The following is a 16,839-nucleotide window of genomic DNA, read 5'->3' as shown; positions in this document are numbered from 1 at the left end:
CGATAACAATTTAGCACTATTTTTCTTTATATTTCTTTTTTTAATGGAATTTTAATCTTAATTTTCTCATTCAGTATTTCACCATAAAAGAAAGGATCCCCTACTGTAACATGTTCTTTCACCAGAAGGATCAAATTATAGAAGGGTGTATGAGATTGCACTAGCATTTCAAACATAAACAATATATTGAAAAAATCGTTAGCTATCTTATAGTAAATAATCCATTTAATACATAATTTACATAAAAAAAGACTATTCCACTTATGCAAAATAGTCAAAGATTCTAATTGTTAATTTCATTTTATCCATTGAGCGATAGCACGCACGTTAATCCCACAGTCACCTTCTTATATTTAACCATTAAAAGTGAATTTTCAATTCATTTAATACTTCCTTAATTGAGAAAAGTGGCTGATGACAGGTAAAGTCTTCACAAATGTAAACGGTCAGATTTGACTCAATCGCTTGATAACCCCGATTCATGATTTTTTCCAAATCGGTTTCATCTTTCGCTGCTATGATGGCAACATTGGGAATAAATTCTTGCTGCAGTTTTTTAATAATTTTTAAGGACTCTTTTCCAAGCACCACTACCTCCTTCATCTTCATTTCCTTAAGTAGCAAAGCTTGGAGGAGGAAGGTATGACCTACACCGTAATCTTCAATTTCCTCTTTAAATAGCTTAAGAAGATCATTAGCGATATCCATCCATTTCTTTTCACCGGTCAAATGTCCTAAACGTTCAAGCTGGACCGCAGCAACGCTATTTCCAGATGGTATCGCTCCATCATAAATTTGTTTTTCCCTCACAATGAGTGATTCGCTGCTTTCACCTGTAAAATAAAAACCCGTATCTATCTCATCCCAAAATAATTCCATCATCTGCTGTGCTAACTCTTCCGCTTTTTCTAAATACAAAGTGGAAAAGCTTGCCTCATACATTTCAATATAGGCCCATAACAGAAAGGCATAATCATCTAGATACCCAGCAAATTTTGCCTCTCCATCCCGATATCTTGCCAATAATTTTCCGTTTTGCTTCAGTTCTTTTTCAATAAACTGTATGGCATCTTCAGCTTTTTGAAAATAAGAGTGATCTTGGAAAGCCTGTGAAGCCTTGGCAAGGCCTACAATCATCAAAGCATTCCAGGAGGTAAGAATCTTATCATCCAAATGAGGATAGACTCTGTCGTTTCGTTTTTTCCAAAGTTTTTTGCGGCATGCCTCCAATTTAGCCTTCCCTTCATTTTGTGTCAAAGAATATTGTGAAAAGAGGTCTGCTAAGCGAGTATGGATAAGATTGGGAATATTTTTTCCTTCAAAATTTCCTGCTTCTGTAATATCATAAGCCTTACAAAAGAAATCCCCACTCTCCTCACCAAGCATATCTATTACTTCTTTCTTGGACCATACATAGTATTTTCCCTCGACCCCTTCACTATCTGCATCAATAGCAGAGTAAAAGCCACCTTCTCGATTTTTCATTTCTCTGCCAATAAAGGTAACGATTTGCTCAGAAATCTCTTTATAGCGAACATTTTTTGTGACTTGAAACCCTTCTGCATAAGCATAAAGAAGGAGAGCATTGTCATAGAGCATTTTTTCAAAGTGCGGAACCAGCCACATTTCATCGGTTGAATATCGAGCAAAACCATAACCAATATGGTCATAAATCCCGCCATTCGCCATTGAATCCAAGGTCTTTTCGACCATTTTGAGCGCGGACTCCGCATTATTCCATTTATAAAATTTGAGAAGAAACATCAGATGATGAGGAATAGGGAATTTTGGAGCCTCATTAAATCCTCCATACACGCTACCAAACCCATTGGAAAGCTGCTGATAGGTTTTATGCAATACGTTTGCAGAAGGAAGCTCATCACTCGATTTCCGAGCCACCCGCAATAGAGCCAGCTTTGCATCCTCAGCAATCGTTTCTATATGATTGCGATTCCTTTTAAACTGGGCATAAAGATTAATAATGACCTCTTTAAAACCCGAAATCCCATAGCGATTTTCCTTTGGGAAATACGTACCCGCATAAAACGGCTTCTGATCCGGTGTCAAAAAAACACTAAGCGGCCAGCCCCCATGTCCGGTCATCATCTGACAAATATTCATATAAACCGAATCAATATCTGGCCGCTCCTCGCGATCCACTTTGATTGAAACAAATCGTTCATTTAATAGTTGTGCCATTTCTTCATCTTCGAAAGATTCTCGTTCCATGACATGACACCAGTGACAAGTAGAGTTTGTGCAAACTAGGAATACCCGATAGATACGAAAACAGGTTTGTTTTCGCGTTTCGCCTTTTGAAATGCCTCTTCTCCCCATGGATACCAGTCAACAGGATTGTGAGCATGTTGGAGTAAATAAGGGGATTTTTCAGCGATTAATCTATTGGGTTTTCTTTTAATTGGCATGTTTGACCACCACCCTTCAAAATAAGCTGTTTTCACTAGTACTTTACCCAACACAACGAATAAAATCACGATCCAAGCAAATTAACACTATGTTTTTATAGTAAGCAATTTAGTGAATTATTTTTGTCATTCTCGGAAGTTGAACTAAAATGATAATGCTTCAGGGAGCAATTCCTTCTTGTTGGTGTTCTTGCAGTTATTTACAATGTATGGTTTTACTCAACTTAACTCTTGCTTTTTGTCTTTAATTGGTATCTTGGTATTATTTATAACCGGCAAATACTGCTGGCATTATCTTTTCGTATTGAATGATACTGACGTTAGTTCAATAAGCACTTGCATCATGGAGCAAACTAATTATATCTCCAGTAAATTATTCCATTTTATAATTTTAATGCCACAATATCATTTTAACATAAATTACCAATTTAATAGATATAGGAAATTATCCTCAACTGATCCACTTTAAAAAAAAATTTATTATTTCTGAACAGTTACTTTCAAATCTGAGGTGACCCCCAAAAGTTAGATTTCACTCTAACTTTTGGGGTGCAGTACATAGTTGCTGGCTTTTTCTTTTTACTTTATTGCTTATCTTTTTTTATTTTTTGTTATTCCTTCTTGTTGTAAACCAACTTGTCAAATTAAGTAAATCGATTCATGATCATTTCTTCCAAATGCAATATTGAATTTCCAGTATTATACTATTACTTTGCGATCTTATTTCTTTTTTTAAGTAAAATTCTAAAAATTGCTTTACTAATTTTTGGGAAATTAATGATTTTTTATAAGATAGTTGTATTATAACTTCCTAACACATTCACTTCGTGTCCAAAAGCCTTAAGAATGGTAATCACTTTACTTATTTGAATGTCATTTATACCAATTTCCGCTTCAATAAAAAATCGATATGTTCCTAATTTTTTCTTAGTCGGACGAGACTCAATCCAAGTCAAATTAATAGCAAGGGCTGTAAATACATTTAAAATTGATGATAATACACCCGAACGATCCTCACACGGTGTTATTAACATCATTGTTTTATTATTATTTTGCTTGAAATCATCTCTATTTCGATTACCAACCACAATAAATCTAGTGTGATTTTCACTATTATCCTGAATACCTCTTTTTATAATATTTAAATCAAAAAATCTTGCTGCGGCTTCGGATGCAATGGCTGCAATATCTTTTCTTCCTTGTTTTTTTACAGCCTGTGCAGCAGATGATGTGCTATCAAATTGCTGACATTTCACCTTTGAAGCTCTAATGAATTCTTTACATTGTGCAAGAGCTGGAGGAATAGACCATACCTCTCGAATATCATTCAATAAAGTTCCCTCTGATACAAGGAGATTCAAGGAAACAGGAAAGATCACTTCACCTGTTATGAACAAATTATTAGTCAGCAAGCCATCCACTGTAATATTTATCGTACCTTCAATAGAGTTTTCAATAGGTACAATCCCTTTATCAGCTTTATGTTCAGCAACTGCTTCAAGAACTTCTAATATGGTATCACACATATGCCATTCAACATTTTCTGTGATGAAATATTGGAATGCAGCCTCTTCCGAAAAACTCCCCTGCGGACCTAAATATGTAACTCTCATTTAGAGAAACACTCCTTTACTTTTCAAATTATTATATACTAATTTTCTAAATTTTTTAAAAACGTTATTATACTAAATTGTTCCGTTTAGAAGAAACTATGATTACTGTACAGTTCTTCTCCTTTTCTTAATAAAACCATTCAACAATTTCCAATTAATTCCTCCTTTAAGCAGATATAATTTATCCAAATACAATAAAAAAAGCCAACAGAGCACAGTTGACTTCAATATTCCTATTCACAAAAATCGATTAGTTTATATGACTTTAAAAGTTTCATTACTACTTTGTAATTACAGTGAACATCCCTGCCATGTTAGGTGAATGGTCTTTAAACTAATATTTTTCTTAAAACATAAAGAAAACTTTTAAAAAATATTTACAATATATTCCATCTAATGAATATTATTCTTTCTAAAATTACCGCCCTTAACTTCCGCTATGTCATATACCGTTACAAAAGATTTTGGGTCAATTTCACTTATAATTTCCTTAAGCTTGGTTTCTTCTAAGCGATTAATAACACAGGTAATCTCTTTAAATTTTTCATGGGAAAACCCGCCATAGGCATCTTTATACGTGGCACTTCGACCTAAGCGATCACGTATTGTTTCCACCATTAATTCATGGTGAGTTGTGATAATTTGAAAGGTTTTAGAACCACTTAAACCTTCTTCAACAATATGTATAACTTTTGAAGCGATAAAGTAAGCAATTGCAGAAAGGATTGCCCCCTGAAGACCGAATACAGTTGAAACAATCATAAATACGAATATGTTTAAGAAAAGAATGAAATCGCTTGTCCCAAATGGTAATTTCCGAGCAAGGAGGACGGCGAGCATATCAATTCCATCCAGTGCACCACCATTACGCAAGGCTAACCCCATTCCAAAACCAAGGATAATTCCACCAACCACGGTAACTAATAGTGTGTCACCTTCAATAATTGCTGGAGTATGGTGCATGAGACTTGTACCAAAAGCAAGTGAGGCGATACCGATAATGGAAAAAATGGCGAAGCTTTTTCCAATTTGTTTATATCCTAACCAAATAAAAGGTAAGTTAAGAACCCCAATAAGAACTCCCAATGGCAATCCAAATAGTTGTGAGCCTACGATGCTAATACCAGTCACACCCCCATCAGAAACATTGTTTGGAATTAATACAGTTTCTAGTCCATAGGCAGCGATAAATCCTCCAATAATTACCAATAATCCTTTGATGATCAATTTGAGTTTAATGGGCTTTTTCTTTTTCATTTCACTCATCTAATCCCTCTCTTCCAATCTTTGTTTTATTCAAGTTTACCATAAACACCCACATTATTAGGGAATGAGCATTTGAAACGCCATACACAAATAAATACCGCGTAGAGTAAAATTCAGCATATATCTACTGAACCATAGCACCATGAAAAAACACGGACAAATAAAATACGTCCATACACACTGCAGGACGTAAGTTTTTATGTATTATTTGATGCTCTTTTTATTGTATTCTCCAAATATAACTGATTCTGTTCCCTTTTTCATGTAAAAAGTCTGATCATATACTCACAATGTTCATCTCCATTTACATTGCATTTCACCTCGCGAATAGACACATTCCCTTCATAAATTTTCGAAAGAGCTCCTTCAAGGATTGCTCCCTCTAAATCACAGACCATATTCCCTTCGTTACAGGCAGCCCTTTGCAAAAACAATCCTCAATGGCAACGTGAATTTCCTTGTCGGTTCATTTCAATATTATTGGAATACCGATTTTCAATTCTTCAAATAGCTGGAATACCTTTTCCAAGGATTGAACCGGCATATTCTTTCCTATTTCTCTTCCTACGGTGATAGTTGTATTTTTCCCTCTCATTGGCAAACCTCAATGCATGCCAATCAATCTTACTGAACGAAATAATTCAAGGGGAACATGATTTCCTAACTGCTCTCTGTTCATTTTCTTCATATCTTCAAAAATAAATAGACTCATTGTTACTGCTCCTAATCATCTAAATATCACATTATCTTTTTTCCTATTATACTGTGCAAATTTAAGACGTATTGTGTTATGTATCAATGTTTTCAGTCTAAAATACAAGTATGCTAATGTTAGGAAAGTTTAGGTGAAGAGTTTGACGGAAATGACAGCCAATATTTATCAAGATGTGTTTGAACAAATGAATGCAATTGCCATAATCAGAAAAAGGCTATCCCAAAAAAGGATTAAAGTAAAAGGGAAAAGAAACTCTACCATTAGTATTTTAATGAAAAATAGACACTCCTAAGCAATTTGTGTCTGTTTTATTCTTTGCCATGCTTTAAATTTTCGTAAAAACAATCCCAATTAAAGCTGAAAACACTCCAAACCATTGATAGGTTTTTAATTTTTCCCTAAAGAACCAGCAGCCGCCAAGTATTACCACTAGGCAATTTAAGCTGACAATAGGGAAAACAATGCTAGCCGTTCCCGTATTTAGAGCAAAGAAATACATACTATATCCTGTAACACTAAATAACCCGACAAGTGCACCTGTTCTTGCTTCCGTACGAAGCCATTTTTCGCGATGAATGATACTATTAATCCCTAAATAAGTGGTCCCCGCCGCATACATACAAATTAAGGTATTTAAAGAGTCGATATGTAAATAAGACGACGTTTTCATGAGGATTCCAAGAATTCCAAATGATAAAATCGCGAATATGATACGAATTAGCCAAGCACCATAATTTTTATTTCCTCCCGTATTCGATGAATATTGAATCACGACCGCTGAGCCTAAAATTAAGACAATCCCTAGCCATTGAACAGGAGTAATATGTTCATGAAAAATAAGAGCAGCGCAAATAATCGGAAAAATGGTGTTTGTCCCAATTAAAGGAGCTGTTAAACTAACTGGCCCTTCATCAAACGCTTTTGCCATCTGAATATTCCCATTCGCATTTAAAATTCCAATCGTCGCTCCAAGTAAAACAGTGATGAGATTAAATCGGGAGAGTCCCTCCAGCATTCCGTAACCAACTGATAATAGAAAGGCTACCAGATAGAAGAAAAATTGAATATGTATCTTTGAAAGTCCCCTTTCTGTACACCACTTAAAAATCATATTATTCGTCCCAAAGCAAAACATTGTCACAAAAGCAGCTGCAATCCACACGTTGATCCTTCTCTCTATTAAAGTCCAATATTATTCTAATACCAACGCTTTTATTTGAATAGTGTTTTTTTTATAAATTGAATTGTAATCCCTATTTTTGCGCTTGATACTTTCTTTTGTAGGTTTTACTTGAGACCGCCTGATTCGTGAATTAACTTTTTCATAAAATATCGTTATACTTACTAGTAAATAAACCATTGCCTGAGGAGTCGCCATGGACAAAGAGAATGAGCCTTTTAATCAGGAAGAACATGATTGGGAATCCTTTTTCGAAGAAGATCATGATGAGGAATGGGAAAAGAAAAAATTACGCAAGAAAAAGCGTAAATCACGATGGATAAAAGTAATAAGCTCCATACTTGCTTTTTCCCTCCTCATCACTACCTTACAAATTTGGTTTGATTTATTTAATTTACCAGCCGTTCAGTTTATCAAAGTCTCGAAAAAACTCTCTGAAGATCCTGCAGTGAAAGCGACGAAGAAATCAGTTGTGACGATTGAATGGGATAATGTAAAAGGAACGGGATTTAATATTGATCCAAATGGACTCATTGTCACCAATGCACATGTAGTGGAGAAAACGGATACCGCTGACATCACTTTTAATAATGGAAAGGCATATAAAGGGAGGGTTATAAAGAGAAACCCAAATTTGGACTTAGCAATAATTAAGATAAACGGCCATCATCTGCCCTCTCTCCCCGTAACTTTCACTCAAAATTGGGAGCAATGGATTGGGGAAAAGATTCTCTTTATTGGCAACCCTCTGATCTTTACGCAAATTGCTAATGAAGGAACAGTGAAAGGAGAAGTTCAAGTACAGGGTATGAAGATTCCGGTTATAATGATTGAAGCTCCTGTCTATAAAGGAAATAGTGGCAGTCCTGTCATTAATCGAAAGGGGCAAGTAATTGGTATCATCTTTGCAACCATCTCCTCAGAAAAATTCAAAAAAACAACAGCGGTTGCCACTCCATCTTTTTACTTGAAAGAAATGCTTCAGGAAATAATTCCTAATAATCACATAATTAAGCAATAGGAAACAGGCACCTTTTTAGTGCCTGTTTCAACAAAAAAGCTCTATTTGATCAATCCTTCTTTTTTCAAGTACTCTTTTGCTACTTCTGCAGGAGCTTTTCCTTCAACATTCACCTGAGAATTCATTTCTCGCATTTCATCATCCGTAATTTTCACCGCGAGTTTGTTTAATGATTGCTTTAATTCAGGGTAATGCTCAACAGTTTCCGTCCGTAATAAAGGGGCACCCTGATATGGAGGAAATAAATGCTTATCATCCTCGAGCACTTTTAAATCATATTGTCTTAGTTCACTATCAGTCGAATAAGCGTCCACCAATTCGATATCGCCAGTTTTGACTGCACCGTAGCGCAGCTTGGGCTCCATTGTCACCATATGAGAAAAATGAATCCCGTATACCTTTTCAATCCCGCGATATCCATCATCCCGGTCGGAAAATTCTAAGGTAAAACCAGCTTTTATTTTGCTTGCTATACCTTGTAAATCAGAGATCGTTTTTAAATTCTCCGATTGAGCCAAATGATGAGGAACTGCTAACGCATATGTATTGTTATACTCCATTGGCTCTAGCATCATCATATCAAATTTTGCAAGCATTCCATCCTTTGCCTGTTCATAAACCTCATGACGATCGGTACTTTGTGCTTTTTCCTTTAAAAATTCAGAGATGGCTGTTCCGGTAAATTCAGGATATAGATCAATACTCTTTGTTTTTAAGGCATTAAAAACAAAAGAAGTTTTTCCTAAACCTGGTTTTAATTCCACATGCAAATCGGTATCATTTTCAATTAATAGCTTATACATATTAATCAAAATTTCCGGCTCTGAACCAAGCTTTCCGGCAATTACGATTTCCTTATCCTGATGATTCATCGCCATCGGGGTAATGAGAATCAATAAAGCAAGCACGATCATCGAACCTATTGTCACCATGGACTTTTTATACGATAATTGTTCTAACTTTTTCAATAGAAAATCAAAAATCAACGCGAGGATAGCAGCAGGAATTGCCCCAAGTGCAATTAATGCGGTATTATTTCGATCAATTCCTAAAAGAATAATATCCCCTAAACCACCTGCTCCGATTAAAGCAGCTAAAGTGGCTGTTCCAACTATTAGAACCATGGCTGTGCGAATCCCCGCCATCATGACTGGCATAGCTAAAGGAAGCTCCACTTTTACAAGCCTTTTCCACTGATTCATCCCCATGGCGCTTGCAGCCTCAATTAAGGTTGAATCCACCTCTTTGATCCCCGTATATGTATTTCTTAAGATTGGAAGTAAAGCATAAATCACTAAAGCAATAATAGCTGGAATCTTACCAATCCCAAATAATGGAATCATTAACCCAAGAAGAGCTAAGGAAGGAATGGTTTGCAAAACAGCTGTGATCCCAATAATCCCTTCTGCCAATTTCTCTTTTTTGGTTAAATAGATGCCTAAGGGGATGGCAATCACAACAGCAAAAAGAAGAGCGATAAAGGATATTTGGACATGCTCCCATAATGCCTGAAGCAGCTCAACTTTTCGGTCACTGAAAATAGCAAGGAAATTATCCATTCGCGCGCCCCCTTTGACGCAGGATTTGCGCCATATATTTGAGAATGATTTCTCTATTGATTATCCCTTTAGGCAATCCATTTTTTTCGAGTATGAGTTGTTCATCACTCACTAATTTTTCTAAAATGGTATCAAGTGGTGTGGAAAGTGGCATCATGCTTATCTGTGTTAACTCATCATATGTTGTTATAGGAAATAACCAGTCTTCTAGATTCAAGTCTTCCGTTACCCGTTCAACTTGATTTCCAACAAACTCACTAACAAAACCATTCACTGGATGATGAACAATTTCATTAGGAGTTCCAATTTGAACCACCTTTCCATCCTTCATTACACAAATCCGATCCGCAATCTTCAGTGCCTCTTGCATATCATGAGTAACAAAAATGGTCGTTTTTTTAATATTACGGTGTAGACTTTTGACATCATCCTGAAGTTTCTCGCGACTAATTGGATCCAGTGCACTAAATGGCTCATCCATTAGGACGATTTCCGGATCAGCTGCTAAAGCCCGACAAACCCCGATTCTTTGCTGCTGACCACCTGATAATTCAATCGGCTTCCGCTGTAAATACAACTTCGGGTCCAGACCGACCATATCCATTAACTCTACCACTCTCTGTTTTATTTTTTCCCTACTCCATTTTTTCAGTTCTGGAACAATCGAGATATTTTCTTCAATCGTCATGTGAGGAAAAAGCGCGATTTGCTGTAGCACATAGCCAATGTCCCACCTTAACTCGTTTAAATCGTAATCCTGAATGTTTCGTTCTTTGATATATATTGCTCCATCAGAGATTGGAATTAATCGATTCACCATTTTCAACGTGGTCGTTTTCCCACATCCGCTTGGCCCTATCAAAACAAAAAGCTCACCATGCTGAATTTCAAAATTTAATGCATCCACAGCATTTGTATCAATATAGCGTTTTGTTACATTTTCAAACCGAATCAAAATCGCCACCCCCTACTTCTTTTTCTTTAAAATAGATTTTAACAATGATTTGCAGTATCGTCCATTTTCCGTCTTTATCAAAAACCTATAGGCAATTTCTATATTACTTCCTTTTTGTAATCCGTTTTTTATATAGCAAAATTCGACAATTCATTTGCCATTCCTATATTTTATCTTTATTATTTAGATAGAATTAATGTATAGTAAATGTATATATGAAGGATAATGAGGAACGCAAATGTCAACAAAAACAAAAGAATCAAAAAAAATAGCACTTTATTCACTTATTGTAATGGGGATAGGTTTTATCGCAACCATCCCATTTCAAGGGATATTTTGGGTTGATTTATTGCAAGGAGGATTTGAAGCCGGACTCGTTGGCGGCTTAGCAGACTGGTTTGCGGTTACCGCTCTCTTTCGGCATCCGCTTGGAATCCCAATTCCACATACAGCCCTATTGCCGAATAATCGTGAACGAATTACTAATGCCCTTGTCCGAACGATCAAACGCGACTGGCTATCAAAGGAAAGCATTCAAGAAAAGGTTCAGCAAATTCCTTTTACGGAGAAATTACAACCTGTCCTCAAGAAACAAGTTCATACAGAGGTATTCCGAAACGCTAGTATCAAACTGCTTAAACAAATGATTCAGCATATTGAAGTGGAAAAGCTGACACCGATTGTCAAAAATCAAATTAACGTTTCACTTTCAACAATTGAAATTCGTCCTCTGCTTCATATGCTCAGTACTCATTTGATAGATGAAAAGTTTGATCAAAAAGTATTGGATTTTGGCTTATCAAAAGCAGAAGCTTGGTTAAACCATCCCGACACTAGCAACAAGCTAGGGACCGTGGCCATGAATGTTTTAAACAATATTGAGTTAGACGGAATACTCCAATTTGCCTTGAAGTCCCTTAAAGGTTTGTTAAATGAAGAGAAATTAGGCAATATGATCAAAAATCTTTTACAAAGTGGCATTAATGGTTTAAAGAATGAGGAGGATCCGAATCGTCAAGGATTGATTACTTATATTCAGAATGAAATCAAAGGGATCGATCACAATGACCAGCTCCTAGAATCGATTGAAAAGTGGAAAAATCAATTTTTAGAGAACTGGGAGCCTGAAAAGGCCATTGCTGACTTTTTAAGCAACCTTCAACAAAAAGCCCTTATTTTTGTTACGGAGGATCAATTCTCGGAAACTTACCTATTGCCGTTTTTCAAGCAAATGTTGAATTATGTAAAAGAGAATGGCTCTAAGATTGATCTTTGGATCCAGGAGCAAATCACAATCTTCGTGGAAAATAATCATTCTTATATAGGCAATCTTGTCCAAGAAAATTTAGATAAGTTAAGTAATGCGGAACTCATTGATATGGTTGAAAATAATTTAGGAAAAGACATTCAATGGATACGCGTGAACGGTGCTGTATGTGGTTTTATTATTGGAATTTTCCTTACAGCGATTCATGCATTAATTGCGCTAATGTGATAAAGAACTCCCCAATAGGTCTATTGGGGAGTTCTTATTATCCGATCTTCCTTTTTCGCCATTTAACGAAAACAACAGTTAATACAAGATAAATGATTAAGACTATTACAAGTGTTATCATTCTTTCCTGCAAGATCCATCGGCAAGCAAAACAGGACCTAAGCCAAAAAAGTAGCCCCTAAATAGGAAATCAAAAATAGTACATAAATCAACCTCTTCAAAGGACTCACTCCCTATTCAACTAAATCCATTAACCCTTTTCATTTCTTTATTGATAAGATATTCCCAGATTGAAATAAATCCACCAATAATTCTTAAGAAATATTTTTAAACCTTACCGTTTTATCCCAAACAGGTTCCTGCTTTAAGCGAATCAACTTGTATTGGAAATATACTCCTCGCGCTAATAATAGAAGCCATAGTTGTGAATAGGTAAAATACATCAGAATGGAAACCAATAAATCTTTGAGCCGCACTTTTTTATCCATTACTTGCGAGGCAACTAACTGTAGAAAATAGATGAGCCATGACTCAAACCAGAGAATGAGCAAAGGAACAAATGTGGTACTTTCTGCCTTGCCAAATAAACCCATGACAAACCAAATATCCGAAACTATTAAGAAGAAAACAAAGCAGACATAAACTAGTAATAATTGAAGGGAATGAACAAAATTAAGTCCTTTAAAATATTTCGGATTCCTCAATGTTTTTCCAATCAAGTATAAATTGCCCTGCATCCAACGAGTGCGTTGTTTCATCCAAACACGAAAATTTTCAGGCTCTTGCTCCCATGTTCTTGCTTCAGGAACAATTGGCAACAACCCCCCTTTTTCCGTAAGAGAAAGAGTGAGGTCAGCATCTTCAGCAAGTGCATAAGGATCATAGCCTCCTGCCTTTTTTAACGCTTTTCTACTAACGAGCATATTGGTTCCTGTTAAGGAACCAACTTTAAATAATTTCCATCTTCCTGCCTGCATCGTTAATTGAAAAACAGAAAATTCTAAGGCAATCATTCTTGTGAGCAGATTTGCCTTTTCATTTAAAGTCTTCACATAACCAACAGCCCCAACTGCCCTTGGAGTCGTTTCAGCAGATTCCACTAATAATCGGATAGCGTCTGGCTCTGGTTGATTATCGGCATCATAGACACAAATATATTCCGATTCCGTAATGGCGATTCCATAATTCAACACACGGGACTTTCCGCTCGGAGAAACAGGTGGGACTTCAATATGATGGATATGAGAAAATTGCTGCGCGTAATAATCTGCGATTTCTCCTGTATCATCCGTAGAGTTGTCATTTAATAAATATATATCCAATTTCCCTGGATACTGAATTTTACTCATCGCATAAAGAGTATCTGCCAACACGACCCCTTCATTATGCGCAGGAATCATGACAGTGACACTTGGATAATGGTCGAGGGAAATCGTTTTTTTCTTTTGTCCTCGAAAAATAATTCCTGCAATCGTTAAAACGGAGTAATATGACAACAAAATCCAAAAGGATACGGAAATAATAGAAAGGACGATATTCATGCAGATTTCTCCCCCTTCATCAAGGAATCAATCACTAATAGAGTTACCTCCCAATCTTCTTTTACTGGCACTACCTCATAAGCTAGTTGCGCTGGTACTATCCCCTCATTTTCTAAATTCTGGTGGATTCTTTTTAATGCCACTTCTACACCTTGTTCAGAGGTATTATTCAAATAGAGAAGAATGGCTCTCGAATTTATTTGACAAGCTAAATCATATTTTGCTCGAATCGTTTTTAAAATGGATTTAGACACCTTTTCATATAAAATACGTGCCTTATAATCCACAAGCGCCCTGTCTAAATTCACCTGAACAAGAAAGCCCTGTTCCTTTCTTCTTTTCATCCCAGTAAAAAGCAGCTGCCCTTGCTCTTTAAATTCATTAATGGTTAAAATTCCTGTATTGGATTCGACCTTACGTAATGTTTCTACTTCTTCTCTTAATAATTGCAGCTCTTGATTGTTTTTTTGAACACTATAGCCACAAAACCATGCCATTATCGCGGCAAAAGATAAAATGGATTGATTTTTTATATTGAAACCTTGCTGCACCACATCGATATGCATGATCCATGAAAAACCAACATTATAAAATGCGATAAATAAAATATAGGCAATTAACAAAGCAAATCCATAAATCGTTCGAACCATCATGGATAGAATGCCAATCACTACCATACTCATGATCATAAAGGAAAAAAGCGATTCTTGTTCAAGGAAAAATTGTCCTAAAATAAATGAAGCAGCAATACCAATCGACAGTAAAATCTGACTGTCCATCTTCCTCATCAAAAATCACCTCGATATAATAAATATCAAAAAGGAAAGCTGATAATCATTATAAAGGGCAATTTTCATAAAAGATATGTGATTTTATTGGCAAAAATATTTACATGAATTATGTTATTTAAGGTGGAAGAAATGCACCATTGTGTACCCCAATACGGATAACAAAATGGAACCAATCAGACCTGCTCCTAAAGTTTTGGTTCCCTGACTTTTTAAGCTTCCAAGACTTACATTCAATCCAAGACCTGCCATTGCCATTGCTATCAATATATAAGCCATGTCTACTACCTGATTAGCCCCTTTATCAGATACAACATGTAATGTATGAATCATGCTCATTGCTAAAAATCCAAGAATGAACCAGGGAATCGGAAGGGATTTCCATCGAAATCGGTTTTCTTTTTTAGCTTCAAAATTTGACCAAATACCTATAAAAAAGGCAATTGGGACAAGCATAACCACTCTTGTTAATTTAACAATGACCGCAATATCAACTGCGGTCTTTCCAAAGGGTGCTGTGGCGGCCAAAACATGGGCAATTTCATGTAAGGTTGCTCCAGAAAAAAAGCCATATCCATAAGGGGATAACCCTAAAACAGGATAGACAATCGTATATATTATGGTGAAAATCGTACCTAAAATCGCGACACTTGCTGCTCCAATAGCTGTTTCATCATCATTTGCTTTTATTTGTGAAGCAATAGCAACAACCGCTGCAGCTCCACAGATGGCCGTTCCACACGCGGTTAATATCGCTATATTCTTTCCTACCTTTAACCACCGAGCTACATGATAGATAATAAAAATCGTTATTATGATATTTATCACGGCAATAATGACCACTTTTGGTCCAGCATGGATAATATCCATTAAATTTAATCTCATTCCTAGAAGGATAATTCCCAGACGAAGTAGACTTTTGCTTGAAAAATGAACTCCAGTACTAAACGAACGAGGAATCCCTATGAACATTCTCCAAAGCATTCCAAGCAAAATCGCAAGGACTAACTGCCCCATTATTTTAAAAATAGAAAGCTCACCTAAATACTTTGCAATCAATGCAATAATAAATGTAAGCCCAACACCCTGCATAAAAAATAAAACATTTTTATATCCTATTTTCCTCAAACTTTATCACTCCTGATTAAGAACATTTACATTAACTATAAGGAGAAATCAACAATAAGTGAAATATATGTTTATTATCTTAATCATTATAAAAACTTATGATAAAATGTTTTGTACAAGATATTAGGAGGAAAAAGAGCCATGATTGTCGATCCAATGAGGGTTTTTGTTACCGTTATTGAACAAAAAAACTTCACTCGTGCCGCTGAAATATTAAATATCTCACAGCCAAATGTGAGTCTTCATATCCGAAATTTAGAAAACGAATTAGGGATGAAGCTGATCCATCGTTCGCCCAAATATGTGAAAATAACAGAGGCTGGGGAAATATTGTACAGACACGCAAAAAAAATTCTCCAAACTTATGAGGAAGCAATCCAAGAAATTAATGATTTACGGCATGTTGTAACAGGACATTTGAGAATCGGTGCTAGTTTTACAGTTGGGGAATACCTCTTGCCAAGGGTATTAGCTGATTACGCTGCTCAGTTTCCATTAGTGGATGTTGAAATCATTATTTCTAATACCGAGGAAGTCATCTCCAGTATCCAAGCAAATGAACTCGACATCGGATTAATTGAAGGAGAAGCGAGTCATTCTGAATTACAAATTGAAGCATTTATGGAAGATGAAATGTTTGTTGTTGTCCCTCCCAATCATCCACTGTCACAAGGTTTATTTATTGCTCCAGATCTAATGCAGAACCAGACTTGGATCTTCAGAGAACCAGGATCTGGAACACGAACTTTTATGGATAAACTTATCTCCACACTCCATTTATCCATCAAAAACTCTTATGTATTCAACAGTAACCAAGGTGTATTGGAAGCAGTCAAAGCGGGATTAGGAATAGCATTATTATCCCATTGGGTAGTCGATGATGAAATCACAACGAACAAAGTAAAAGCACTTTCCCTAAAAAACCACAAAATAAAAAGAACCTTTTCTACTGTTCAAAAAATGGAAGCAGAAGAAACAAAAGCAAAGAAGATGTTTATCCAGAAATTATTACATTTTTGCATGAATATCTAAAATAAAATTCAAAACTCAATATTTTAGATTGGATCCAATATCAACTGTTATTTTACCTAGCATATTAAAAGGAAACTTTAGATGACTTAAATAAGACTTCCTTACCATTTGCAAGGAAGT

Annotated in this window: 16 protein-coding genes and 1 pseudogene; 4 read left to right on the top strand and 13 right to left on the bottom strand. The window is 35.9% G+C overall.

Annotated features, from left to right (window positions below; translation table 11 throughout):
- Positions 1–360: 360 nt before the first annotated feature.
- The 6 genes and pseudogenes from ACE38V_RS08725 to ACE38V_RS08700 all read right to left on the bottom strand — a co-directional run bounded on the left by ACE38V_RS08725 (position 361) and on the right by ACE38V_RS08700 (position 5,900).
- Positions 361–2,229: a thioredoxin domain-containing protein gene (locus ACE38V_RS08725; protein ID WP_375840831.1), complete on the bottom strand. Its 1,869-nt coding sequence runs from the start codon at positions 2,227–2,229 to the stop codon at positions 361–363.
- 38 nt (positions 2,230–2,267) lie between these two features.
- Positions 2,268–2,426, bottom strand: a pseudogene (locus ACE38V_RS08720) (DUF255 domain-containing protein); the annotation flags it as partial.
- A 785-nt stretch (positions 2,427–3,211) separates the two neighbouring features.
- Positions 3,212–4,039, bottom strand: a complete 828-nt coding sequence (pheA, locus tag ACE38V_RS08715) for a prephenate dehydratase (protein ID WP_375840830.1) — start codon at positions 4,037–4,039, stop codon at positions 3,212–3,214.
- Between the two features lie 393 nt (positions 4,040–4,432).
- A complete protein-coding gene (locus ACE38V_RS08710) occupies positions 4,433–5,305 on the bottom strand; it encodes a YitT family protein (RefSeq protein ID WP_375840829.1) in 873 nt (290 codons plus the stop codon).
- Between the two features lie 260 nt (positions 5,306–5,565).
- Positions 5,566–5,703, bottom strand: a complete 138-nt coding sequence (locus ACE38V_RS08705; protein ID WP_375840959.1) for a 4-vinyl reductase — start codon at positions 5,701–5,703, stop codon at positions 5,566–5,568.
- Between the two features lie 68 nt (positions 5,704–5,771).
- On the bottom strand, positions 5,772–5,900 hold the full coding sequence (locus ACE38V_RS08700) for a hypothetical protein (protein ID WP_375840828.1): 129 nt from the start codon (positions 5,898–5,900) through the stop codon (positions 5,772–5,774).
- Positions 5,901–6,150: 250 nt separating this feature from the next.
- Here ACE38V_RS08700 and ACE38V_RS08695 point away from each other — a divergent pair, with 250 nt between their 5' ends.
- A complete protein-coding gene (locus tag ACE38V_RS08695; protein ID WP_375840827.1) occupies positions 6,151–6,312 on the top strand; it encodes a hypothetical protein in 162 nt (53 codons plus the stop codon).
- Between the two features lie 33 nt (positions 6,313–6,345).
- Here ACE38V_RS08695 and ACE38V_RS08690 read toward each other — a convergent pair whose 3' ends face one another.
- The gene (locus tag ACE38V_RS08690) at positions 6,346–7,182 is read right to left on the bottom strand and encodes a DMT family transporter (protein ID WP_375840826.1); all 837 of its coding nucleotides are present in this window, start codon (positions 7,180–7,182) and stop codon (positions 6,346–6,348) included.
- 214 nt (positions 7,183–7,396) lie between these two features.
- Here ACE38V_RS08690 and ACE38V_RS08685 point away from each other — a divergent pair, with 214 nt between their 5' ends.
- On the top strand, positions 7,397–8,221 hold the full coding sequence (locus ACE38V_RS08685; protein ID WP_375840824.1) for a S1C family serine protease: 825 nt from the start codon (positions 7,397–7,399) through the stop codon (positions 8,219–8,221).
- Between the two features lie 41 nt (positions 8,222–8,262).
- Here the strand turns inward: ACE38V_RS08685 and opuFB are convergent, their stop codons facing one another.
- Together opuFB and ACE38V_RS08675 are read right to left on the bottom strand one after the other, a co-directional pair.
- Complete coding sequence (gene opuFB, locus ACE38V_RS08680; RefSeq protein WP_375840823.1) at positions 8,263–9,780, bottom strand: osmoprotectant update ABC transporter permease/substrate-binding subunit OpuFB; 1,518 nt, start codon at positions 9,778–9,780, stop codon at positions 8,263–8,265.
- The gene (locus ACE38V_RS08675) at positions 9,773–10,735 is read right to left on the bottom strand and encodes an ABC transporter ATP-binding protein (protein ID WP_375840822.1); all 963 of its coding nucleotides are present in this window, start codon (positions 10,733–10,735) and stop codon (positions 9,773–9,775) included. Before ACE38V_RS08675 ends, opuFB begins: the two co-directional genes overlap by 8 nt.
- A gap of 238 nt (positions 10,736–10,973) precedes the next feature.
- Between ACE38V_RS08675 and ACE38V_RS08670 the strand changes: the two genes are divergently transcribed.
- Positions 10,974–12,230 carry a DUF445 domain-containing protein gene (locus tag ACE38V_RS08670; protein WP_375840821.1) on the top strand — a complete coding sequence of 419 codons (1,257 nt, stop codon included), beginning with the start codon at positions 10,974–10,976 and terminating at the stop codon, positions 12,228–12,230.
- A 37-nt stretch (positions 12,231–12,267) separates the two neighbouring features.
- Here the strand turns inward: ACE38V_RS08670 and ACE38V_RS08665 are convergent, their stop codons facing one another.
- The 4 genes from ACE38V_RS08665 to ACE38V_RS08650 all read right to left on the bottom strand — a co-directional run bounded on the left by ACE38V_RS08665 (position 12,268) and on the right by ACE38V_RS08650 (position 15,651).
- Complete coding sequence (locus ACE38V_RS08665) at positions 12,268–12,351, bottom strand: hypothetical protein (RefSeq protein ID WP_375840958.1); 84 nt, start codon at positions 12,349–12,351, stop codon at positions 12,268–12,270.
- Positions 12,352–12,544: 193 nt separating this feature from the next.
- Complete coding sequence (locus ACE38V_RS08660; protein ID WP_375840820.1) at positions 12,545–13,771, bottom strand: glycosyltransferase family 2 protein; 1,227 nt, start codon at positions 13,769–13,771, stop codon at positions 12,545–12,547.
- Entirely contained in the window at positions 13,768–14,559 is a 792-nt protein-coding gene (locus ACE38V_RS08655; RefSeq protein ID WP_375840819.1) for a hypothetical protein, read from the bottom strand. Before ACE38V_RS08655 ends, ACE38V_RS08660 begins: the two co-directional genes overlap by 4 nt.
- A 114-nt stretch (positions 14,560–14,673) precedes the next feature.
- Complete coding sequence (locus ACE38V_RS08650; RefSeq protein ID WP_375840957.1) at positions 14,674–15,651, bottom strand: YeiH family protein; 978 nt, start codon at positions 15,649–15,651, stop codon at positions 14,674–14,676.
- A 177-nt stretch (positions 15,652–15,828) separates the two neighbouring features.
- Between ACE38V_RS08650 and ACE38V_RS08645 the strand changes: the two genes are divergently transcribed.
- Positions 15,829–16,719: a LysR family transcriptional regulator gene (locus ACE38V_RS08645; protein WP_375840818.1), complete on the top strand. Its 891-nt coding sequence runs from the start codon at positions 15,829–15,831 to the stop codon at positions 16,717–16,719.
- Positions 16,720–16,839 lie beyond the last annotated feature (120 nt).

Origin of the sequence: Cytobacillus sp. Hz8 (assembly GCF_042263505.1) — a bacterium.
In the GTDB taxonomy this organism is placed as follows: domain Bacteria; phylum Bacillota; class Bacilli; order Bacillales; family Cytobacillaceae; genus Bacillus_BE.
This window is presented reverse-complemented; position numbering and strand designations above follow the sequence as displayed.